Raw genomic sequence first — 21,266 nt, 5'->3', positions numbered from 1 at the left:
AAATAAATAAAAAATCGTGCCGTTAAACTATAATTTAACGATTATTTTTAGCCGTAAGCGCGATCACACAATGCCATGACCGGTTTTGACCAACGGTTGTGGGTAGGGTTTACAATCAATACAAAAAAGTACAAACTGGATTTTTAAGTCCAAGTAAATCTTCTGGAGCCGGTATGAACACCATCTTCGATGCCATTGTTTCCGCTCATCAGCAACTGCGCCCTCAGGTGCGGGTCACGCCGCTGGAGCGCAGCGTGCTGCTTTCTCAGCAATTGGGTTGCGAGCTGTATCTGAAATGCGATCACCTGCAGCACACCGGTTCCTTTAAATTTCGCGGCGCCAGCAACAAGCTGCGGCTGTTGGATAACGAGCAACGCCGGCGCGGCGTGATCGCCGCCTCAACCGGCAACCACGGCCAGGCTGTCGCCCTGGCGGGGCAACGGATGGGCGTTGGCGTCACGGTTTATGCGCCGGAGACGGCGGCGAGCATCAAGCTCGACACCATCCGGGCGCTGGGCGGCACCGTGGAATTGGTGCCGGGCGACGCGCTGAACGCCGAACTGGCGGGGGAACAAGCCGCACGCGAACAGGGGAAAACCTACATCTCGCCGTATAACGACGAGCAGGTCATTGCCGGCCAGGGCACCTGCGGCATGGAGCTGGTTGAACAACTCGCCGATCTTGACGCGGTGTTCGTGGCGGTCGGCGGCGGTGGCTATATCGCCGGCATCGGCACCGTTTTGCGGCAACTGTCGCCGAACACGCAGCTTATCGCCTGCTGGCCGGAAAACGCCACCAGCCTGTACAGCGCGCTGGAAGCCGGCCATATCTTCCCGGTGGAAGAACAAGAAACCCTGTCCGACGGCACCGCCGGCGGCGTCGAGCCGGGCGCCGTGACCTTCCCGCTGTGCCAGCAGCTGATTGACCGTAAAGTGCTGGTCAGCGAGGCGGAGATCAAACACGCGATGCGCCGGATCGCCGCCAGCGATCGCTGGATTATCGAAGGCGCGGCCGGCGTGGCGCTGGCGGCGGCGATCAAACTGGCGCCGGAATACCGAGGTGAAAAGGTGGCGGTGGTGCTGTGCGGCAAGAACATCGTGCTGGAGAAATACCTCAAGGCCATCGCCGATGCGCATCCTTAATCAGCAGCAAATCCTCGCCGCGTTCGACGCCGAGGCCATTACGCCGCTGCTGAAGCAGGGTTTTATCGCCTACTCGCAACAGCGGGTGCAACAGCCGCCGGTACAGCATTTCCTGTTCGAGCAGGCCGCCGGCGACTGCTGCATCAAGTCCGCCTGGTTGGAAGGCGACGAACTGTTCGTGGTCAAGATCTCTACCGGTTTCTATCGCAATGCCGAACACGGCCTGCCGAGCAATCAGGGGCTGATGATGGCGTTCTCCACCCAGACCGGCGAGCCGCAGGCGCTGCTGCAAGATGAAGGTTGGCTGACCGCGCTGCGCACCGCCCTGGCCGGCCGCATCGTCGCCGAGCTGTGCGCGCCGCCGCATATTCAGGCGATCGGCATGGTCGGCACCGGCCTGCAGGCGCGGCTGCAGCTGCAATGTCTGAAACCGGTGACCGATTGCCGCGAGGTATGGGTGTGGGGCCGCAACGAACAGGCGCTGGCGTCGTATCGGCGCGATGCCGAGGCTGAGGGTTTTCGGGTGCGGGTCACGCAGGATGCGGCGGAGCTGGCGGCGCACTGTCAGCTGATCGTCACCACCACGCCCAGCCGCGAACCGATTTTGCAGGCGGCGGATATTCGGCCCGGCACGCACATTACCGCGGTGGGTGCCGACGCGCCCGGTAAGCAGGAGCTGGCGACCGAGCTGGTGGCCCGCGCGGACGCGCTGTTGGTCGATGCGCTGGCTCAGTGCACAGACTATGGCGAGATCGCGACGGCTTATCGGCAGAACAAGCTGACTTCAACGCCGATCGTCGAAGTGGGCGCCGCATTGGCGCAGGGCGGGCGGGTACGACGCGAGCCGCAGCACATCACCATCGCCGATCTCACCGGCTTGGCGATTCAGGATCTGCAGATCGCCAAAGGGGTGTTGGCGAAAGTATAAAGGGGCGCCGCAGCGCCCCGTTTTCTCAGGAGTTGAGCACGAACTTCTCGATAGCGCGCGCCACGCCGTCTTCGGTATTGGCGCTGGTGACAAACTGCGCCACCGCTTTCAGCTCGGGAATGGCGTTGCCCATCGCCACGCCGACGCCGGCATATTCGATCATCGCCGTATCGTTAGCCTGATCCCCCAGCGTCATGATGTTTTCCCGCGCCACGCCGAGGTGCTCGGCCAGCATTTTCACCCCGGCGCCCTTATCGACGTTTTTATGTAAGATCTCGAGGTAGTAAGGCGCACTTTTCAAGATAGTGTAACGCGCGCGCGTTTCCTCCGGGATGCGCGCGATAGCGCGGTCCAGCAGCTCCGGCTCGTCGATCATCATCACTTTAGGGAAACGCATCTGGCGATCCATCTCTTCCACGCTGCGGTATTTCAGCGGAATGCCGGTCATTTCCGCCTCGTGTATGGTGTACTTGCCGATGTCCTTGTTCGGGGTATACAAGGTATCGAAATCAAACGCCTGGAAGTGAACGCCTAACTCGCGCGCCATCTGCTCGAAGTGCAGATAATCCTCGAAGCCCAGGGTTTCCTGCAGGATGCAGGCGCCGTCGACCGCGCGCAACACCAGCGCGCCGTTATAGGTGATACAGAAATCGCCGGGGCCCTGAATGTCCAACTGGCGCAGATAGTCCTGCACGCCGACATAAGGCCGCCCGGTGGCCAGCACCACGTGCACCCCTTTGCGCCGCGCCGCCGCGATAGCCTGCTTTACCGCCGGCGTGATTTGATGCTGCGGATCCAGCAACGTGCCGTCCATGTCGATCGCAATCAGTTCAATAGCCATTCAACGCTTCTCCCAGTGGTTTTTATTCATGCTAACGCGTTTCAGCCTCGGCTGTCAGCGCCAAAAAAGGCCAAAAAAAATCCGCGCGGGTCGCCCGGCGCGGATTTTCACAGCCATTAACGCATCAGATATCGATGTTCGCCGCTTTCAGGGCGTTTTCTTCGATAAAGGCGCGACGCGGTTCAACCGCATCGCCCATCAGCGTGGTGAACAGCTGATCGGCAGCGATGGCGTCCTTGACGGTCACGCGCAGCATGCGGCGGCTTTCCGGGTCCATGGTGGTTTCCCACAGCTGCTCCGGGTTCATCTCGCCCAGACCTTTATAACGCTGCACCGACAGGCCGCGGCGCGACTCTTTCACCAGCCACTCCAGCGCCTGCTCGAAGCTGTCTACCGGCTGACGGCGTTCGCCGCGCTCGATGAACGCGCCCTCTTCGATCAGCCCGCGCAGCTGCTCGCCCAGCTGGCAGATCTTGCGGTATTCACCGCCGTGGATGAAGTCGAAGTCCAGCTTGTAGTCGGTATCCACGCCGTGGGTGCGGATGCGCAGCGCCGGCTCGAACATCTGGCGTTCGCGGTTCTCGAAGATCACGAAGTCATAGCTGCTGCCGTGCTGCTCTTTGTCGTTCAGCGCCTGCACCAGCGACGCGATCCAGGTCTTCACCTTGGCTTCATCGCTGAGATCGCCTTCGTTCAGCGTCGGCTGATAGATCAGGCTGTTCAGCAGCGCGCGCGGGTAGCGGCGCTCCATGCGGCCGATCAGCTTCTGCACGCCGTAGTGCTCGGCCACCAGTTTTTCCAACTGCTCGCCGCCGAGCGCCGGTGCGCTGGCGTTGGTGTGCAGCGTAGCGCCGTCCATCGCGATGGCGATCTGGTACTGATCCATCGCCTCGTCATCTTTGATGTACTGCTCCTGCTTGCCTTTCTTCACCTTGTACAGCGGCGGCTGTGCGATGAATACGTGGCCACGCTCGATGATTTCCGGCATCTGGCGGTAGAAGAAGGTCAACAGCAGCGTACGGATGTGCGAACCGTCGACGTCGGCATCGGTCATGATGATGATGCTGTGGTAACGCAGCTTGTCCGGGCTGTACTCGTCGCGGCCGATGCCGCAACCCAGCGCGGTGATCAGCGTCGCCACTTCCTGCGAAGAGAGCATTTTGTCGAAACGCGCTTTCTCGACGTTGAGGATTTTCCCCTTCAGCGGCAAGATAGCCTGATTCTTGCGGTTGCGCCCCTGCTTGGCAGAGCCGCCCGCGGAGTCCCCTTCCACCAGGTACAGTTCGGACAGCGCCGGATCGCGTTCCTGGCAGTCCGCCAGCTTGCCCGGCAGGCCGGCCAGATCCAGCGCGCCTTTGCGGCGGGTCATCTCACGCGCTTTACGCGCCGCTTCGCGCGCGCGCGCCGCGTCGATGATTTTGCCGACCACGATTTTCGCGTCGCCCGGATTCTCCATCAGGTAATCCACCAGCTTCTCGTTCATCAGCGTTTCAACCGCGGTTTTCACCTCGGAAGAGACCAGCTTGTCCTTGGTCTGAGAGGAGAACTTCGGATCCGGCACCTTCACCGACACCACGGCGATCAGGCCTTCACGCGCGTCATCGCCGGTGGCGCTGACCTTGGCCTTCTTGCTGTAGCCTTCCTTCTCCATGTAGCTGTTCAGCGTACGGGTCATCGCTGTACGGAAACCGACCAGGTGCGTGCCGCCGTCGCGCTGCGGAATGTTGTTGGTGAAGCAGTAGATGTTTTCCTGGAAACCGTCGTTCCACTGCAGCGCCACTTCCACGCCGATGTCGTCTTTCACGGTGGAGAAGTAGAACACGTTCGGGTGGATCGGGGTTTTGTTCTTGTTCAGGTACTCGACAAACGCCTTGATGCCGCCTTCGTAATGGAAGTGGTCTTCACGGTCGGTGCGCTTGTCCTTCAGGCGAATAGACACGCCGGAGTTGAGGAAGGACAGCTCGCGCAGACGCTTGGCCAGAATGTCGTACTCGAATTCGGTCACATTGGTGAAAGTCTGGTGACTCGGCCAGAAGCGCACCATGGTGCCGGTCTGCTCGGTTTCGCCCACCACGTTCAGCGGCGCCTGCGGCTCGCCGTGGCTGTAAGTTTGTTCGTGCACTTTGCCTTCGCGGCGGATCACCAGCTCCAGTTTCTCCGACAGGGCGTTAACCACCGAGACGCCCACGCCGTGCAGGCCGCCGGAAACTTTATAGGAGTTGTCGTCGAATTTACCGCCGGCGTGCAGCACGGTCATGATGACCTCTGCGGCTGAAACCCCTTCTTCCGGGTGAATGCCGGTCGGAATGCCGCGGCCGTCATCCTGTACCGATACCGAGTTGTCGGCATGGATGGTGACCTGAATGTCACTACAGTGGCCCGCGAGCGCTTCGTCGATAGCGTTGTCCACAACCTCGAATACCATGTGGTGCAGACCGGTGCCGTCATCGGTATCGCCGATATACATGCCCGGGCGCTTGCGCACCGCATCCAGCCCTTTTAATACCTTGATACTTGAGGAGTCATAAGAATTCGACATCAACGTTTCTCGCTCATTTTAGTCCTGTGGTTGAACCTCTATTTTACCCTGTTCCACGCGGAACATCTTGCCCTTTTCACCGGCCATGTCGGTCACTTGTTCAGCGCTGACCGCGCTGACAAAAACCTGGGCCTGGGTGGCTTTCAGGCGATCGGCCAGCAACCGGCGACGGCCGGTGTCCAGCTCGGAGGCAAAATCATCAATCAGATACAGGCAACGCCGCCCGCTCTGCCGGGTGAGAAACTCACCCTGCGCCAAGCGCAACGCGCACATCAGCAGCTTAAGCTGACCGCGCGATAACAAATCCTCTACCGGCGTGCCGTCGGCACGAATGCGAAAGTCCGCTTTATGCGGCCCCACCGCGGTATAGGTCAACGCCCTGTCGCGCTCGAACTGGCGCTCCAGCAGCTCGCCGTAGTCGCTCTCTTTGTCCCAGCCGCGCTGGAAGGAGAAGCTCAGGGCAAATTCAGGCAGAAACTGCGCGCAGGTCGCGGTGATATCCGCGGCGATCGCGTCGCTGTATTCCGCCCGCCATTCGCTGATGCGCTCCGCGAGCGGGATCAGTTCCTGATCCCAGGCGCGGATCTGCGCATAGCGACTCACCTGGCGCAGCGCGGCATTGCGCTGCTTCAGTAACCGTTTCAGGTTGCTCCAGGCGGTGAAAAAACCGGGTTCGTTATGAAAACAGCCCCAGTCCAGGAAAGCGCGCCGGAATTTCGGCCCGCCGTTCAGCAGGGTAAAACCTTCGGGGGTGATCAGCTGCATGGGCAGCAGCTGCGCCAGCTCGGCCACCTTGTGGCCGTCGCTGCCATCGATGCGTACTTTGCTGTCACCCTGACGGCTCTTGCTCAATCCTACCGACAGCTCGCGCTCCGCGCCTTCGATGCGGCCGTGCAGCACGAACTCCGGTTGGTCGTGGCGAATAACCCGACCGGCCTGCAGGCTGCGAAAGGCGCGGCCATGGCCGAGCGTATACACCGCCTCCAGCACGCTAGTCTTGCCGCTGCCGTTGGCGCCGACCAGGAAGTTGAATCCCGGCGCCAGCGCCAAATCCGCCGCCTCGATATTGCGGAAGTCTTTAATCAATAAACGCGTCAGAGCCATGCAATCTCTTTACCGATGACGGTGCTGTAATTCAAGGTAACGAGACTACAACCGCATTGGCATGACAACGTAGGCCGCCGCCTGGCTGGCGCCGTCTTCGATCTGCACGCTGGAGACCGAGTCGGTCAACAGCAGGCGCACGTCTTCACACTTGAGCGCGTTCAACACGTCCAGCACGTAGCTGACGTTGAAGCCGATCTCCATCTCCGCGCCGTCGTAGCTGACGTCGAGGATCTCTTCCGCCTCTTCCTGCTCCGGGTTGTTGGCGGTGATCTTCAGTTGGTTCTGGCTGACGTACAGCCGCACGCCGCGGAATTTCTCGTTCGAGAGAATGGCCGCGCGGGCAAACGCCTGCTTGAGCAGATCGCAGCCGGCTTCCAGCGTTTTGTCCGGATTCTTCGGCAAGACGCGGCGATAGTCCGGGAAACGGCCGTCAACCAGCTTGGACGTGAAGATGAAATCGCCAACGTGGGCGCGGATGTTGTTGCTGCCGATCTGCAGCTGCAGCAGCGAGTCGCCGCCGTCCAGCAGACGCACCAGTTCCATCACCCCTTTACGCGGCACGATCACCGAATGCGACGGCAGCTGCTGGCCTATCAGCATCGAGCACACCGCCAGGCGGTGGCCGTCGGTCGCGACGGTGCGCAGCTCTTCGCCTTCGGTTTCAAACAACATGCCGTTCAGGTAGTAACGCACGTCCTGATGGGCCATCGAGAACTGGGTGGCTTCTATCAGGCGCTTCAGCGTCGCCTGCGGCAAGGTGAACTCCACCTCGCTCTGCCAGTCGTCCAGGTTCGGGAAGTCCGCCGCGGGCAGCGTGGACAGCGAGAAGCGGCTGCGGCCGGACCGCACCAGCATGCGCTCGCTCTCCAGCGTGACGGCGATCTCCGCCCCTTCCGGCAGGCCACGGCAGATATCAAAGAATTTGCGCGCGGGCACAGTCGTCGCGCCCGGCTCGTGCGGCTGGGACAGGGCGACGCGCGCCACCATCTCCATCTCCAGATCGGTGCCGGTCAGCAGCAGGGAGCCTTCCGTCACCTGCAGCAGCAGGTTGCCCAGGATCGGCAAGGTCGGGCGGCCGCCCAGCGGGCTGCTCACCTGTTGCAGCGGTTTTAGCAGATGCTCACGTTCAACGATAAATTTCATAGCGCTATGAAGATAATGTTCTGATTAAATTGGAGAAATCTTCTTTGATGTCGTGACTTTCCTCACGCAACTGCTCGATCTTCCGGCAGGCGTGCAACACCGTGGTATGGTCGCGGCCACCAAACGCATCGCCGATTTCCGGCAGGCTGTGGTTGGTGAGTTCCTTCGCCAGCGCCATCGCCATCTGGCGCGGGCGGGCAACGGATCGCGAACGCCGCTTGGACAGCAAATCCGCGACTTTAATCTTGTAATACTCCGCCACCGTCTTTTGGATATTGTCGATGGTGACCAGCTTTTCCTGCAGCGCCAGCAGATCGCGCAGCGCTTCGCGCACGAAATCGATGGTGATGGCCCGGCCGGTAAAGTTGGCGTTGGCGATCACGCGGTTCAGCGCCCCTTCGAGCTCACGCACGTTGGAACGCAGGCGCTTGGCGATGAAGAACGCCACTTCACCCGGCAGGCGAATGTCGTTTTCGTCGGCCTTTTTCATCAGGATCGCCACGCGGGTTTCCAGCTCCGGCGGCTCGATCGCCACCGTCAGCCCCCAGCCGAAGCGGGACTTCAGACGATCTTCCACCCCGTTGATCTCTTTAGGGTAGCGATCCGAAGTCAGGATGATCTGCTGATTGCCTTCCAACAGGGCGTTAAAGGTATGGAAGAACTCTTCCTGCGAACGCTCCTTGTTGGCAAAGAATTGGATGTCATCGATCAGCAACGCGTCGACCGAACGGTAGTAGCGCTTAAACTCTTCGATGGCATTGTTCTGCAACGCTTTGACCATGTCCTGCACAAAGCGTTCCGAGTGCATGTAGACCACTTTGGCGTTGGCCTTGCGCGCCATGATGCCGTTGCCGACCGCGTGCAGCAGGTGAGTTTTACCCAGGCCGGTGCCGCCATACAGGAACAAAGGGTTGTAGGCGCCGCCCGGATTGTCCGCCACCTGGCGAGCCGCCGCGCGCGCCAGTTGGTTGGACTTACCCTCGACGAAGTTGTCGAAGGTGTGTTTAGGGTTGACGTTGGAGCGGTAAGAGAGCTCGGGTTGCGCCGCAGCGTTGTCCCAGCTCGGGCGCGAAGGCGCAGCCGTGCGCGCCGCCGGAGCCGCAGGGGCGCTGCTGACGCTGGCGGTCACGGTCTGGCTGATCACCTGCGTGATCGGCTTGCTGCCGACTTCAAAACGCAGCAAAGGCGCATCCGTGCCGCAGAAATCATTCAGCAGACCATTGATGTTGTTTAAGTACTTATCGCGAACCCAATCCAGCACAAAACGGTTAGGCGCGTACAGCGCCAGGGTGTTGTCACTCAGTTCCGCCTGCAATGGGCGAATCCACATACTAAATTCTGTGGCAGGTAACTCATCCTGCAATCGGGCAAGACACTGCTGCCAAAGCGAAAGTGACACGGCGGACTCCACTCGAACAAGATCAATAAAGAAAAGAAACGGGCAACTTTTTTATAACTCATGATTTTTGACACATACCCGGCATCGGCTGTTTGCCTGTGGGGGATGCGAACCGCCTTTCACGGTTTGTGTCCCTCACGATCCCGGCATGAGGGATCGCGATCGGAATGACGGATCATAGCGCAATCCGCGCAAGAGATCCTCCCCTTCCTCACAGATTAGATCCATTTTATCCACAGGCCGCGGCCGGCGGCGATCTTTTCGCCGCCGGCGCCGAATGACCGCGCAGATCCCGGCCGCTGCGCCGCATTTTTTACATTGTCAACCGGTTATACCCTGTTATCCACGTCGGATCCTGCGATCGCGCGCAAAGGATCTCACGGGGATCCTTGCGATTTCACCCCGAGTCCGTATAATCTTCGCCCTACGTGTGATACCTGGTTCCTTATGGTGCGTCATTAGCCAGACAGGATTCTGCGGTGACCACGGGCCAAGAGCGGATTTTGTTCCGTTACTGGCAGACAACCAGGTAGGCTGGCGCGATGCGAATTGACTCAGGACTGTACAATTATTACAATCCCGCTTCTTTATGTATTGCGATTGAGGCGTCGGTCATCTTCACGCCGAGTAGCCAAACGCGTTTACTGATCAGTAATTATTTTAAGTTTAGGTAGAAATCGCTATGAAACGCACTTTCCAACCGTCCGTATTGAAGCGCAACCGTAGCCACGGTTTCCGTGCTCGTATGGCCACCAAAAATGGTCGTCAAGTTCTGGCCCGCCGTCGTGCGAAAGGCCGTGCTCGTCTGACTGTTTCTAAGTAATAAAGCTAACCCGCTGAGTGGTTAAGCTCGCTTTTCCCAGGGAGTTACGTTTGTTAACTCCCACTCATTTCACTTTCGTCTTCCAGCAGCCACAACGGGCTGGCACGCCGCAAATCACCATCCTCGGCCGCCTGAACCAGCTGGGGCATCCCCGCATCGGTCTTACCGTCGCCAAAAAACACGTCAAACGCGCGCACGAGCGTAATCGGATCAAACGCCTAACCCGCGAAAGCTTCCGCCTGCGCCAGCACGAATTACCGGCGATGGATTTTGTCGTGGTGGCCAAAAAGGGGATAGCGGATTTGGATAACCGCGCGCTGACGGAAGCTTTGGATAAATTATGGCGTCGCCACTGTCGCCAGGCTCCCGCATCCTGATCGGGCTGGTGCGGGCCTATCAGCTCGTCATCAGCCCGCTGCTAGGGCCTCGTTGTCGCTTCCAGCCGACATGCTCTCATTACGCAATTGAGGCATTAAGCAGGTTTGGCATGATAAAAGGCAGTTGGTTAGCATTGAAACGCGTATTAAAATGCCACCCTTTGAACCCAGGTGGCGATGATCCGGTGCCGCCAAAAACCGACGATAACAGAGAACACTAACGATGGATTCGCAACGCAATCTTCTTCTCATCGCTCTGCTGTTCGTGTCTTTCATGATCTGGCAGGCATGGCAAACGGACAACGCTCCGCAGCCGGCCGCACAGACCACGCAACAGACTTCGAACGCAGTAGCCGGTGATGCCGCCAGCCAGGCCGTGCCAGCCAGTGGTCAGGGTAAGCTGATTACCGTGAACACCGACGTGCTGTCACTGACCATCAACACCCGTGGTGGCGATATCGAGCAGGCTAAACTGTTGGCCTACCCGGATACTCTGGGTTCATCGACTCCGTTCCAACTGCTGGAAACCACCCCGTCGTTCGTCTATCAGGCGCAAAGCGGCCTGACCGGTAAAAACGGCCCGGACAACCCGGCCAACGGCGAACGCCCGCTGTATCAGGCGGCGCAAGACAGCTACACCCTGCCGGAAGGCCAGGACGAGCTGCGCATCCCGCTGACCTACACCGGTAAAGACGGCGCGATCTACACCAAGACCTTCGTGCTCAAACGCAACCACTATGCGGTCGGCGTGGATTACAGCATCGACAACAAAGGCGCGACGCCGCTGGAGCTGACCCTGTTCGGCCAGCTGAAGCAGACCACCGAATTGCCTAAGCACCGTGACACCGGCAGCAGCAACTTCGCGCTGCACACCTTCCGCGGCGCGGCGTACTCGTCCAGCGAGGACAAGTACCAGAAATACGCGTTCGACAAAGACGAAAACCTGAGCGTCACCACCAAAGACGGTTGGGTTGCGATGCTGCAGCAGTACTTCGCCACCGCGTGGGTGCCGGCGACCAAGGGTGACAACACCTTCTACACCGCCAAACCGGGTGACAACCTGTCCACCATCGGCTTCAAATCTACACCGGTCGTGGTGCAGCCGGGCGCTCAGCAACAGCTGAACGCGATCCTGTGGGTCGGCCCGGAGCTGCAGGACCAGATGGCTCAGCTGGCGCCACACCTGGATCTGACCGTGGATTACGGTTGGCTCTGGTTCATCTCCCAGCCGCTGTTCAAACTGCTGAAGTTCATCCACGGCTTTATCGGTAACTGGGGCTTCTCCATCATCATCATCACCTTCATCGTGCGCGGCATCATGTACCCGCTGACCAAGGCGCAGTACACCTCGATGGCGAAAATGCGCATGCTGCAGCCGAAGCTGCAGGCGATGCGCGAGCGCATCGGCGATGACAAACAGCGCATGAGCCAAGAGATGATGGCGCTGTACAAGGCGGAGAAAGTGAACCCGCTCGGCGGCTGTCTGCCGCTGATCATTCAGATGCCGATCTTCCTGGCGCTGTACTACATGCTGATGGGTTCGGTCGAGCTGCGCCACGCGCCGTTCGCCCTGTGGATCCATGACCTGTCGGCGCAAGACCCGTACTACATCCTGCCAATCCTGATGGGCGTGACGATGTTCTTCATTCAGAAGATGTCGCCGACCACCGTGACTGACCCGATGCAGCAGAAAATCATGACCTTCATGCCGGTGATCTTCACAGTGTTCTTCCTGTGGTTCCCGTCCGGTCTGGTGCTGTACTACATCGTCAGCAACCTGGTGACCATCCTGCAGCAGCAGCTGATTTACCGTGGTCTGGAAAAACGCGGTCTGCACAGCCGCGACAAGAAAAAAAGCTAAGCGTAGTGTAGGGGTTCGGCGCGCCGACCCTTGCAGTCACACCAAAGGCGGTCATTAGACCGCCTTTTTGCATCTTAATCGTCAGAGAGAACCGTTATGAGCACCACCGATACCATCGTAGCCCAAGCCACCCCGCCGGGACGCGGCGGCGTCGGCATTCTGCGCATTTCCGGAAGCAAGGCCAAAGACGTCGCCCAGGCGTTGCTCGGCAAGCTGCCGAAGCCGCGCTACGCTGACTATCTGCCGTTCCGCGACGCCGCCGGCGCCACCCTCGATCAGGGCATCGCGCTGTGGTTTCCGGGGCCAAATTCCTTTACCGGCGAAGACGTGCTGGAGCTGCAGGGCCACGGCGGGCCGGTGATCCTCGATCTGCTGCTCAAGCGCGTGCTGGCGCTGCCCGACGTGCGCATTGCGCGGCCCGGCGAGTTCTCCGAGCGCGCGTTTCTCAACGACAAACTCGATCTGGCGCAGGCCGAAGCGATCGCCGATCTGATCGACGCCAGCTCCGAGCAGGCGGCGCGTTCGGCGATGAACTCGCTGCAGGGCGCATTTTCCACCCGCATCCACCAGCTCGTGGAAGCGCTCACTCACCTGCGAATCTACGTGGAAGCGGCGATCGACTTCCCGGACGAGGAAATCGACTTCCTGTCCGACGGTAAAATCGAGGCGCAGCTCAACGACGTCATGGCGGATCTGGACAACGTGCGCGGCGAAGCGCGCCAGGGCAGCCTGCTGCGCGAAGGGATGAAGGTGGTGATCGCCGGGCGTCCTAACGCCGGTAAATCCAGCCTGCTCAATGCGTTGGCCGGGCGCGAGGCGGCGATCGTCACCGATATCGCCGGCACCACCCGCGACGTCTTGCGCGAACATATCCATATCGACGGCATGCCGCTGCACATCATCGACACCGCCGGCCTGCGCGACGCCAGCGACGAAGTGGAGCGTATCGGCATCGAACGTGCCTGGAACGAGATCGAACAAGCTGACAGGGTGCTGTTTATGGTGGACGGCACCACCACCGCCGCCACCGAGCCGGCGGAGATCTGGCCGGAGTTTATGGCGCGCCTGCCGGGCACGCTGCCGATCACCGTGGTGCGCAACAAGGCCGACATCACCGGTGAAACGCTGGGCCTGACGGAAGTGAATAACCACTCACTTATTCGCCTGTCGGCCCGCACCGGCGAAGGCGTCGATGTGCTGCGCGATCATCTGAAACAGAGCATGGGCTTCACCAGCAACATGGAAGGCGGCTTCCTGGCGCGCCGTCGCCACCTGCAGGCGCTGGAACTGGCGGCGCAGCATCTGGTGCAGGGCAAAGAACAGTTAGTGAGCGCTTACGCGGGCGAGCTGCTGGCCGAGGAACTGCGTCAGGCGCAGCTGGCCTTGAGCGAAATCACCGGCGAATTCACCTCCGACGACCTGCTGGGCCGCATTTTCTCCAGCTTCTGTATCGGTAAATAACGCGCTGCCAGAGGCCTTCACGGCCGGGATAAGCCCTTGTTCCGGCCGTTTTTCTTTCCCGCTCTCGCTCTGCGCGCTGGCTCACAGCGCCGCCGCAACTGCCCGCGATATACTGGACGGTCAGGTGTCTTTCTCAGGAACGAGTCAACATGGCGTTAACCCTCAAGGTATTGCTGGAAAACCGCCGCGCCGCCGGCGCCAACCCGCTATTGCAGGCCAAGGCCGGGTTAAGCCTGCTGATTGAAGACGAGACGACCTCCATACTGTTCGACACCGGCCCCGACGACAGCTTCCTGCACAATGCGGCGCTGATGGGCGTCGATCTCTCCCGCATCACCGCGGCGGTGCTCTCCCACGGCCACTATGACCACTGCGGCGGCGTCGCCTGGCTGCCGGACAACAGTCGCATCATCTGCCATCCCCAAATCGGTGATGAACGCTATGCGGCGCTGAAGGTGCTGGGCCACACCCACAAAATCAAAAAGCTCTCTTTGGACATCGACTACTCGCGCCATAACATGCACTACAGTCGCGAACCGCTGGCGATCGGCGATCGCTTTATGTGGTCAGGTGAAATCGCCGTGCCCGCACCGCGCGCCTACGGGGTGATTACCGGGGAAAATGCGGCGGTGGATTACGTTATCGACGAAGGGGTGCTGATTTACAAATCGGATCGCGGTCTGGTGATCGTGACCGGCTGCGGGCATCGCGGGATCGTGAATATCGTGCGCCACTGCCAGAAAATCACCGGTATCGATCGGATCCACGCCTTGATTGGCGGTTTTCATCTGCGTTGCGCTTCCCCGCGCACGCTCTGGCGCGTCCGCCGTTTTTTACGGCAGCACCAGCCGGAAAAGATCATGGGTTGCCACTGTACCGGCGCGTGGGGTCGGCTATGGCTGCCGGAAGGGATCGCGCCGGCCACCGGCGATACGCTGATTCTGGCTTAGACGTACCGCTTTACACGAATAGCGTCGCTATCACCGCGATGCCGCAGCACAGCACCGCTATTCCTACCATCTTTTGCTGGCCGTCGCCCCGCTGTAAAAAATACAGTGATGGGATGAAAAAGACGGTCATCACGATAACGGGTATCGACCAGCTTGAGATGATCTTGATGATGCTCGGATTAATCGTGCCGATAAGCGTACAGACAACAATGTTCCCCGCGATGATGCCCTTTTTTCCCGCCATGCCGAAGGACGTAATACCGTCGATGACCCCGGTCAAGGTGCCGATATAAGCGCCGCCGGTGAGCAAGCACAGCAGCAGGGCTGCGCCTAACCACGCCATCGAGTTACCGGTCAAACCTGCGGTATAAAACAGCGAATCCACATTGCGGCCGTTAATGATCGAGATATCATCCAACGTCAGCAAGCGACTGATAGCGATAACGATCATGGCGATAAACGCCAGGATCAGTATCTTGCCGAACAGAATACTGCGCGCCTGCGGCCGCACGGCACTTTGCGCAAACCGCTGGATACACGGGGTAAAGTTAAACGTAAAAGAAAAATAGGCAGCAGCACCAACGTTTGCAATGAAATGCTCGGCGGCGCAGGCGTCCGCTGAGCCCCTGCAGGTTGTAACAGGAAAAACAGCGTAAGGATCGCCACCAGAACGATAGAAACCAGTGCCATTCTGGAGATCAAGTGCTCGATTCTCTGGCTAAATGCCAGCCATGCGGCCGACAGCGCCGCACTCAGCAACAGCGAAACACCGCCCCGAACCCAAAATCCATCGTGGAGAAAAGACGCGACCACGTTAACCAGGGTGATGAAATTTATCAGCACGATAATGATCATCGACAGAATAAACAGCACACAGACGATTGCCGCCGCCCGCTCACCGATAAACGTCGACGATGCCGCCAGGAAATCTTTCTGCGGGTGCGAGATGATGAATTTGAAAAAAAGATAGTGCGCCATCATCGATACCGACATGGCGATGACGATAAACAGCATGAACGCCTTCATCCCCAGCACGCCCGGCCCCACCGCCTGAGGCAAAAAGAAAATCCCGGCGCCGAATGCCGTGGAGAAGAAAGTGACTGGCCAATACAGGTGTGAAATTTTCATGATAATGCTCGACCATCATGGCTATGCAGCGACACATAGCCAGCTGGCACAAAAAATGTCATTCAAAACAGGATCTGCCGAAGAATACCAGTAAGGAAGGCAAGGAAAAGTTATCGTAAAAAGTCGCGGCCGCGCGATAGCCGTTAAGTACGTTAACGCGTGAACACAGCGGAAAAACGCCAATATGCGACGTGTAATTATCGAAGACTTTATTAGAGGAAATGCGATACCGAATAGCCCTGAACGTCGCGGCATTGCCCGCCGCACAGGTCGGTTTATTTTCCTTGATGATATCGAACTCGTGCTCTCCCACCGCCATCTTCACATTACCGTCTTGGCGCTGAAAATACGCCTCTTTATCCATACGGTTTTTAATGTGGCGTTTAAAGCGATCCGCCATGTTTTTCTCACTGACATAAAATGCATTGATATCAATGTCATGACGTTGATTCGACGCCAGAATGTAGTCGTTTATTTTTTCTGGAATAATATACGGCGATGTCGCCATCCTCCTGAATTCGTTAGCGCCGTCTATCTCGCTGCCATCGTTTTTTTCCATATAGAAATCATTTATTTCCATCAAGAAGTCAGGCTGAACGTTGAGCTGTCGGATGGATTCGGCTATGTAGTCAATGCAGAATCGCGCGGACTTTTCCACTTCACTGCTGACAGAAAAACGATCGTCCAAATTAACCACGGTATGCCCGCCGGAAATCACCACCTTATCCGTCAAAAAAGACGATGCCAGCGCGATGAGCTCTTCGAGGTTATTATTTGAAACCTCATTGTTGACGACCTCAATGATTCCATTCTGATCGGCCTTGTAGACGATAAAGCGATCTTCGCCCTTCCAACCTTTTTTGCAGTTGCATTTATATTCTTTAAAAACAACACGTTCAGCTGTCTTATAAAATTCGGCGCTTTGCAGCGGCATTAACTCGAGATCTGGCATGCCCTTCTTCCCTATTCGTAGCCAATGACGCCAACTTTTTATAACAATAGCTAATGTAAATTTAGTGATCTGACTCCGATAATTAACAAACACACATATAAAATAGGGCTTTTGTGGCTTTAGTCACATTTCCAAGTTTAGGTTATTTTAACCATTTTTATTTTATGGTTTTATGTTTCCAACAAACGAATGCGGAGAGGTGGGCGAGTGGTTTAAGCCAGATTTAAGAAACTAACCGTTTCTTAAATCCACACGAGTTATCGTGTCGTAGGTTCGAATCCTGCTCTCTCCGCCAACTCTTTCTTGTCTGATAGCTACTTTTATAGGCTCATTGGACGCCGTCGATTCGGATGTGGTTGGTTTCGGAACTGATTAATTTTGTGCACGCACCTATTCAGGTCCGTACGATCTTCTCCCCCCGCCTATACAGCGCAAAGCCAACAAATCGGATAAAACGCATAGTGTTTTTTGATGATAAATCCTCAACTTAGTCTTAATCTAACACCCCTGCGTTCTTAGCGACTCTCTGTCATGGAGTGAACAATGGCGTGTCATTTTGCCCGATGGACCCCGGCCTCCGCTGTCCTGGATACCCAGAGACTCGCCGACGAAGTGATAGCCGCCACCCGCACCTTTTCCGTTAAGCGCCGCACGCGCTACCTGCAAGGGCGCATTCTGCTCGCCGAAATGATGTTCTACCTGTACGGCCTGCCGACGCTTCCCCCTATAGCCACCACGCCCACCGGCCGCCCCTGCTTCGCCGATCATCAGCTGCCCGATTTTAGCCTCGCCTATGCCAGCAACACCGTGGGCGTGCTGCTCAGCGACGAAGGCAAAGTCGGACTGGATATCGAAGTGATGCGGGCGCGCGGCAGCCGGCAAAGCGCGCTGCAGAACGCGCACCAGACGCCGGCGGAAAGCGCCTGGATCGGCGCGCAGGACGATCGGCTGGAGGCGGAAACTCAGCTGTGGAGCATTCGGCAAAGCGTGCTGAAAATTTCCGGCCTCGGCAACAGCGGCCAGTCTACGCTGCGTCTGCATCCCTTCTCCGGCCACCTGCGCTCCAGCGCCACGCCGGACGTTCAGGTGATGAGCGACGCCGACGAATATCTGAGCTGGGCCTGCGCCGGCAGCCCCGGGCTGGATCGCCTGCTGTGCTGGCGCTACGAAGAGCGCGGCGGCCTGCACAAAGACGGGGAAATCTCGCCGCGCAGCCCGGCGGCATCCTCACGCTTCGTTAAACTGACGGGCCTGAAGACGCCAGGTTGACGCGGCGCAAAGCGGATAACGCGGTCTTTACCGCACCAGTTACTGGATTAAATTGTAAAGACAGCTAAATGTTGAGCAATCGCCTATTCTCGACCCGCGCTTTAGCCTACTATTCGCCCATGTTGTACGCTGAATCTGCTCATTCGAAAGGGAGAATCACCATGTCAGACCAAGCCTTAAAAATCGTCACTCTACTCGGCAGCCTGCGCAAAGGCTCCTACAACGCCATGGTGGCCCGCGCCCTGCCTGGCCTGGCCCCACAGGGCGTCACCATTGAAGCGCTGCCCTCCATCCGCGATATCCCGCTGTACGACGCCGACATGCAACAGGGTGAAGGCTTCCCTGCCGCGGTCGAGGCGATCGCCGAGCAGATCCGCCAGGCCGACGGCGTGATCATCGTCACCCCTGAATATAACTATTCCGTACCAGGCGGGTTGAAGAACGCCATCGACTGGCTGTCTCGCGTACCGAATCAGCCGCTGGCCGGCAAGCCGGTCGCCATTCAAACCAGCTCAATGGGGCCGATCGGCGGCGCGCGCTGCCAATACCATCTGCGCCAGATCCTGGTGTTCCTCGATGCGATGGTAATGAACAAGCCTGAGTTTATGGGCGGCGTGATCCAGAGCAAGGTCGATGAACAGGCTGGTGAACTGAGCGATCAGGGAACGCTGGATTTCCTGACCGGCCAGCTGTCCGCGTTCAGCGAGTTTATTCGCCGCGTGGAGTGAAGGTCTCGCGGCGCCCGCTGGGCGCCGCAACAGGACATGACGTCCGTCAATTTATTGAAATTAAAGCCATAGCATCATGTATTTTTTCATTTTAGCGTTATTTTTCGTTTCCATCACCAGTCCCGCTTTCGCCGCAGACATGCGTTATCCCGCCGGTGAAGAGCCGCTGGAGCTGCCGGCGCACAGCGCGCTCAACGCCCAACTGTCGCGTTCCGCGCAAACCCAGGAAGACAAAAAGCTCGGCGCCATGTCGCTGTACCTGACGCTGATGCGCGAAGACGGCCGCAACGTCTGGGCGCCCTACCAGCTGGCGGTGTCGTCGGCGGAGAAAGGGCAAACCGAACTGGCGGAGCGTTACCTGCAGCTGAGCGCCGACCGCGGCCTGTGGTACTACTACAACCTGCTGGAGGACGACGCCTTCAACAGCATCCAACACTCCGCCACTTACCAATCCATTTTGGCCGTCACCAAAGCGCGCTATCTGCAGCACGCCCGTCAGTATGAAGGCAAAGCCAGCTACGCGGTGCCGGACGGCGAAGCGCCGCCCGCAGGCTGGCCAACGGTGATCTTCCTGCATACCTACGGCAAAGCCGCCGCCATCAGCCCCGAGGAGCGGCTGCTGTTCGGCGAAATGGGAGTGGCCTACATCGAGATCAACGGCACGCAGATGCTGTCGGAAAACAGCTTCCGCTGGTCAAATTACAGCGACGAGAGCACCCAAACCGCCCTGCAGCGCACGGTGCAACAGCTGGCTCCGCAGCTAAAGCTGGATCCCCAGCGGATTTACCTCAGCGCCCGCGGCCAGGGCGCGCTGCATGCCGCTAACCTGCTCGCGAAGTACCCACAGTTTTACGCCGGCGCGCTCCTGATCGCCCCCCACGGCGAGATCAAGCCGGCCCAGCAGTCGCTGGCGGCGAAAAAGAAAATCGTGATGGCGTATTACGATCGGCAGACCTTCAGCGAGCAGGCGCTGGCGTTGCACTTCGCCAATCTGTTCGGGGAGGATAATCAGGTGCAGACGCTGCACTTCGCCCAGGGAGAGGATGCCGCCGGCAGCTGGCAGGCGCGCTTCAGACGGCCGTTGCAGTGGGTGTTGGATCAGGCGCCGGATGCGACGCCGGGCGTCTAGGGATTCAGGGCCGACAGCCGTCGGCCCTTTGGCTGTCAATGGCCGTCGACGAAGACGATCTTAAGCACGAACAGCAGCGCCACCACCACCACGCACGGGCTGATTTCACGCCAGCGGCCGGTGCCGAGCTTCATCACGCAGTAGGAGATAAAGCCGAGCGCGATGCCTTCGGTGATCGAGAAGCTGAACGGCATCATCACCGCGGTGACAAACGCCGGCACCGCTTCGGTCAGATCGTCCCACTTCACCCGCGCCAGGCTGGAGGTCATCAGCACGCCGACGTAGATCAGCGCGCCGGCGGCGGCATACGCCGGCACCATGCCCGCCAGCGGCGACAGGAAGATCACCAGCAGGAACAACAGGCCGGTGACCACCGCCGTCAAACCGGTGCGGCCGCCGACGGCGACGCCGGATGAGCTTTCGATATAAGCGGTCACGGAAGAGGTGCCCGCCAGCGAACCGGCCACCGAGCTGATGCTGTCAACGTACAGCGCCTGCTTCATGCGTGGGAACTTACCCTGGTTGTCGGTCAGGCCGGCTTTATCGGTGACGCCGATCAGGGTGCCGGAGGAGTCGAACAGGTTCACCAGCATAAACGAGAAGATGATCCCGGCCAGCCCGATGTTCAGCGCGCCGGCCACGTCGACCTGGCCCACCACCGAGGTAATGCTCGGCGGCAGCGAGAACAGACCGCCGTATTTCACGTCGCCCAGCATCCAGCCGATCAGGGTAGTGACCACGATCGACACCAGCACCGCCGCGTGGAAGTTACGCGAAGAGAGCACGGCGATGATGAAGAAGCCGAGCGCCCCCAGCAGCACGTTGTGCGAGGTCAGGCTGCCGATGGTCACCAGGGTGTCCGGGTTGGCCACCACGATGCCGGCGTTTTTCAGCCCCATCATGCCGATGAACAGGCCGATGCCGCTGGTGATGCCGACGCGCAGGCTGACCGGAATGTTGGCGATCATCCAGTAGCGAATGCGGAAAATGGTCAGCAGCAGCAGGCCGACCGCGCCCCAGAAGATGGCGCCCATGCCCACCTGCCAGGAGATGCCCATCGCCCCGACCACCACGAAGGCGAAGAAAGCGTTCAGCCCCATCGCCGGCGCCAACGCCACCGGCAGGTTCGCCAGCAGGCCCATAAAGATGCTGCCGAAGGCGGCGATCAAACAGGTGGTGACAAATACCGCCTGGGTATCCATGCCCGCCGCGCCTAAAATTTGCGGGTTAACGAACACGATATACACCATGGTGAGGAAGGTGGTGATACCGGCAATCGTTTCCGTACGCGCCGTCGTGCCATGTTGCTTGAGTTTAAACACGCGCCCAAGCAAGCCTTGCTCAGCGTCAAGGCCAGATACTGGTTTGGTCATTATCAGAATTCCGAAAATGGGAATGGACAGTCGCCGGCTATCCTATAACAAAAAGTGGGGCTTTTGACGCCGGTCACAGGTTTTTTTCGCCGTCTTTACGGCTAAATGCGTCAACG

At 58.9% G+C, this 21,266-nt stretch carries 20 protein-coding genes and 1 pseudogene; 12 read left to right on the top strand and 9 right to left on the bottom strand.

Annotated features, from left to right (window positions below; translation table 11 throughout):
• Positions 1-173: 173 nt before the first annotated feature.
• Both L085_RS04655 and L085_RS04650 read left to right on the top strand, forming a co-directional pair.
• Complete coding sequence (locus L085_RS04655) at positions 174-1,142, top strand: threonine/serine dehydratase (protein WP_044030173.1); 969 nt, start codon at positions 174-176, stop codon at positions 1,140-1,142.
• Positions 1,129-2,070 (top strand): ornithine cyclodeaminase family protein, encoded by a 942-nt coding sequence (locus L085_RS04650; protein ID WP_044030171.1) that lies wholly within the window; start codon positions 1,129-1,131, stop codon positions 2,068-2,070. Before L085_RS04655 ends, L085_RS04650 begins: the two co-directional genes overlap by 14 nt.
• Before the next feature lie 25 nt (positions 2,071-2,095).
• On the opposite strand, the gene yidA is transcribed toward L085_RS04650, so the two are convergent.
• From yidA to dnaA, 5 genes are all read right to left on the bottom strand, one after another.
• Positions 2,096-2,911, bottom strand: coding sequence for a sugar-phosphatase (yidA, locus tag L085_RS04645; protein ID WP_044030170.1), 816 nt, complete (start codon positions 2,909-2,911; stop codon positions 2,096-2,098).
• A gap of 124 nt (positions 2,912-3,035) precedes the next feature.
• Complete coding sequence (gene gyrB, locus L085_RS04640) at positions 3,036-5,450, bottom strand: DNA topoisomerase (ATP-hydrolyzing) subunit B (RefSeq protein WP_004933898.1); 2,415 nt, start codon at positions 5,448-5,450, stop codon at positions 3,036-3,038.
• An 18-nt stretch (positions 5,451-5,468) separates the two neighbouring features.
• Positions 5,469-6,554 (bottom strand): DNA replication/repair protein RecF, encoded by a 1,086-nt coding sequence (gene recF, locus L085_RS04635; protein ID WP_004933895.1) that lies wholly within the window; start codon positions 6,552-6,554, stop codon positions 5,469-5,471.
• Between the two features lie 45 nt (positions 6,555-6,599).
• Positions 6,600-7,700, bottom strand: coding sequence for a DNA polymerase III subunit beta (gene dnaN, locus L085_RS04630; RefSeq protein WP_044030169.1), 1,101 nt, complete (start codon positions 7,698-7,700; stop codon positions 6,600-6,602).
• A gap of 4 nt (positions 7,701-7,704) precedes the next feature.
• The gene (gene dnaA, locus L085_RS04625; protein ID WP_004933889.1) at positions 7,705-9,099 is read right to left on the bottom strand and encodes a chromosomal replication initiator protein DnaA; all 1,395 of its coding nucleotides are present in this window, start codon (positions 9,097-9,099) and stop codon (positions 7,705-7,707) included.
• Between the two features lie 682 nt (positions 9,100-9,781).
• Between dnaA and rpmH the strand changes: the two genes are divergently transcribed.
• From rpmH to L085_RS04605, 6 genes are all read left to right on the top strand, one after another.
• The gene (rpmH, locus tag L085_RS24355; RefSeq protein WP_000831330.1) at positions 9,782-9,922 is read left to right on the top strand and encodes a 50S ribosomal protein L34; all 141 of its coding nucleotides are present in this window, start codon (positions 9,782-9,784) and stop codon (positions 9,920-9,922) included.
• A 17-nt stretch (positions 9,923-9,939) separates the two neighbouring features.
• The gene (rnpA, locus tag L085_RS04620; protein WP_004933883.1) at positions 9,940-10,299 is read left to right on the top strand and encodes a ribonuclease P protein component; all 360 of its coding nucleotides are present in this window, start codon (positions 9,940-9,942) and stop codon (positions 10,297-10,299) included.
• The gene (gene yidD / locus L085_RS24350) at positions 10,263-10,520 is read left to right on the top strand and encodes a membrane protein insertion efficiency factor YidD (protein WP_004933881.1); all 258 of its coding nucleotides are present in this window, start codon (positions 10,263-10,265) and stop codon (positions 10,518-10,520) included. The genes rnpA and yidD overlap by 37 nt, the downstream gene beginning before the upstream one ends.
• A 2-nt stretch (positions 10,521-10,522) precedes the next feature.
• Positions 10,523-12,160: a membrane protein insertase YidC gene (yidC, locus tag L085_RS04615; RefSeq protein WP_044030167.1), complete on the top strand. Its 1,638-nt coding sequence runs from the start codon at positions 10,523-10,525 to the stop codon at positions 12,158-12,160.
• A 96-nt stretch (positions 12,161-12,256) separates the two neighbouring features.
• Entirely contained in the window at positions 12,257-13,621 is a 1,365-nt protein-coding gene (gene mnmE, locus L085_RS04610) for a tRNA uridine-5-carboxymethylaminomethyl(34) synthesis GTPase MnmE (RefSeq protein ID WP_015376145.1), read from the top strand.
• A gap of 149 nt (positions 13,622-13,770) precedes the next feature.
• Positions 13,771-14,571, top strand: a complete 801-nt coding sequence (locus L085_RS04605) for an MBL fold metallo-hydrolase (RefSeq protein WP_044030166.1) — start codon at positions 13,771-13,773, stop codon at positions 14,569-14,571.
• Positions 14,572-14,581: 10 nt separating this feature from the next.
• Here L085_RS04605 and L085_RS25675 read toward each other — a convergent pair whose 3' ends face one another.
• From L085_RS25675 to L085_RS04595, 3 genes are read right to left on the bottom strand one after another with little or no spacing between them, the layout of a single operon-like run.
• Positions 14,582-15,022: a hypothetical protein gene (locus L085_RS25675; RefSeq protein WP_226988569.1), complete on the bottom strand. Its 441-nt coding sequence runs from the start codon at positions 15,020-15,022 to the stop codon at positions 14,582-14,584.
• Between the two features lie 17 nt (positions 15,023-15,039).
• On the bottom strand, positions 15,040-15,699 hold the full coding sequence (locus L085_RS25670; protein ID WP_226988568.1) for a hypothetical protein: 660 nt from the start codon (positions 15,697-15,699) through the stop codon (positions 15,040-15,042).
• 58 nt (positions 15,700-15,757) lie between these two features.
• Complete coding sequence (locus L085_RS04595; protein ID WP_044030165.1) at positions 15,758-16,651, bottom strand: hypothetical protein; 894 nt, start codon at positions 16,649-16,651, stop codon at positions 15,758-15,760.
• 193 nt (positions 16,652-16,844) lie between these two features.
• Between L085_RS04595 and L085_RS25480 the strand changes: the two are divergent.
• The 4 genes and pseudogenes from L085_RS25480 (at position 16,845) to L085_RS04580 (ending at position 19,777) form a co-directional block, all read left to right on the top strand.
• A pseudogene (locus L085_RS25480) lies at positions 16,845-16,946 on the top strand.
• Positions 16,947-17,194: 248 nt separating this feature from the next.
• Positions 17,195-17,920: a 4'-phosphopantetheinyl transferase superfamily protein gene (locus L085_RS04590; protein WP_004933861.1), complete on the top strand. Its 726-nt coding sequence runs from the start codon at positions 17,195-17,197 to the stop codon at positions 17,918-17,920.
• Positions 17,921-18,081: 161 nt separating this feature from the next.
• Positions 18,082-18,648: an NADPH-dependent FMN reductase gene (locus L085_RS04585; protein WP_044030164.1), complete on the top strand. Its 567-nt coding sequence runs from the start codon at positions 18,082-18,084 to the stop codon at positions 18,646-18,648.
• A 76-nt stretch (positions 18,649-18,724) separates the two neighbouring features.
• Complete coding sequence (locus L085_RS04580; RefSeq protein ID WP_044030163.1) at positions 18,725-19,777, top strand: hypothetical protein; 1,053 nt, start codon at positions 18,725-18,727, stop codon at positions 19,775-19,777.
• A 35-nt stretch (positions 19,778-19,812) separates the two neighbouring features.
• On the opposite strand, the gene L085_RS04575 is transcribed toward L085_RS04580, so the two are convergent.
• The gene (locus tag L085_RS04575) at positions 19,813-21,150 is read right to left on the bottom strand and encodes an NCS2 family permease (protein ID WP_033636524.1); all 1,338 of its coding nucleotides are present in this window, start codon (positions 21,148-21,150) and stop codon (positions 19,813-19,815) included.
• Positions 21,151-21,266: the final 116 nt, after the last annotated feature.

The organism is Serratia sp. FS14 (assembly GCF_000695995.1).
Lineage (GTDB): Bacteria > Pseudomonadota > Gammaproteobacteria > Enterobacterales > Enterobacteriaceae > Serratia > Serratia nematodiphila.
The sequence above is the reverse complement of the archived record's forward strand: the minus strand, read 5'-3'. Positions and strand labels throughout refer to the sequence as shown.

Bases quoted from the DNA above. Each gene is read 5' to 3' on its own strand.
- rpmH (WP_000831330.1), top strand. From the start codon at position 9,782: ATGAAACGCACTTTCCAACCGTCCGTATTGAAGCGCAACCGTAGCCAC.
- mnmE (WP_015376145.1), top strand. From the start codon at position 12,257: ATGAGCACCACCGATACCATCGTAGCCCAAGCCACCCCGCCGGGACGC.
- L085_RS04595 (WP_044030165.1), bottom strand. From the start codon at position 16,651: ATGCCAGATCTCGAGTTAATGCCGCTGCAAAGCGCCGAATTTTATAAG.
- gyrB (WP_004933898.1), bottom strand. From the start codon at position 5,450: ATGTCGAATTCTTATGACTCCTCAAGTATCAAGGTATTAAAAGGGCTG.
- L085_RS04655 (WP_044030173.1), top strand. From the start codon at position 174: ATGAACACCATCTTCGATGCCATTGTTTCCGCTCATCAGCAACTGCGC.
- yidA (WP_044030170.1), bottom strand. From the start codon at position 2,911: ATGGCTATTGAACTGATTGCGATCGACATGGACGGCACGTTGCTGGAT.
- L085_RS04590 (WP_004933861.1), top strand. From the start codon at position 17,195: ATGGCGTGTCATTTTGCCCGATGGACCCCGGCCTCCGCTGTCCTGGAT.
- L085_RS25675 (WP_226988569.1), bottom strand. From the start codon at position 15,022: ATGATCGTTATCGCTATCAGTCGCTTGCTGACGTTGGATGATATCTCG.
- L085_RS04575 (WP_033636524.1), bottom strand. From the start codon at position 21,150: ATGACCAAACCAGTATCTGGCCTTGACGCTGAGCAAGGCTTGCTTGGG.
- L085_RS04585 (WP_044030164.1), top strand. From the start codon at position 18,082: ATGTCAGACCAAGCCTTAAAAATCGTCACTCTACTCGGCAGCCTGCGC.
- recF (WP_004933895.1), bottom strand. From the start codon at position 6,554: ATGGCTCTGACGCGTTTATTGATTAAAGACTTCCGCAATATCGAGGCG.
- L085_RS25670 (WP_226988568.1), bottom strand. From the start codon at position 15,699: ATGAAAATTTCACACCTGTATTGGCCAGTCACTTTCTTCTCCACGGCA.
- L085_RS04605 (WP_044030166.1), top strand. From the start codon at position 13,771: ATGGCGTTAACCCTCAAGGTATTGCTGGAAAACCGCCGCGCCGCCGGC.
- yidC (WP_044030167.1), top strand. From the start codon at position 10,523: ATGGATTCGCAACGCAATCTTCTTCTCATCGCTCTGCTGTTCGTGTCT.
- dnaN (WP_044030169.1), bottom strand. From the start codon at position 7,700: ATGAAATTTATCGTTGAACGTGAGCATCTGCTAAAACCGCTGCAACAG.
- yidD (WP_004933881.1), top strand. From the start codon at position 10,263: ATGGCGTCGCCACTGTCGCCAGGCTCCCGCATCCTGATCGGGCTGGTG.
- L085_RS04650 (WP_044030171.1), top strand. From the start codon at position 1,129: ATGCGCATCCTTAATCAGCAGCAAATCCTCGCCGCGTTCGACGCCGAG.
- L085_RS04580 (WP_044030163.1), top strand. From the start codon at position 18,725: ATGTATTTTTTCATTTTAGCGTTATTTTTCGTTTCCATCACCAGTCCC.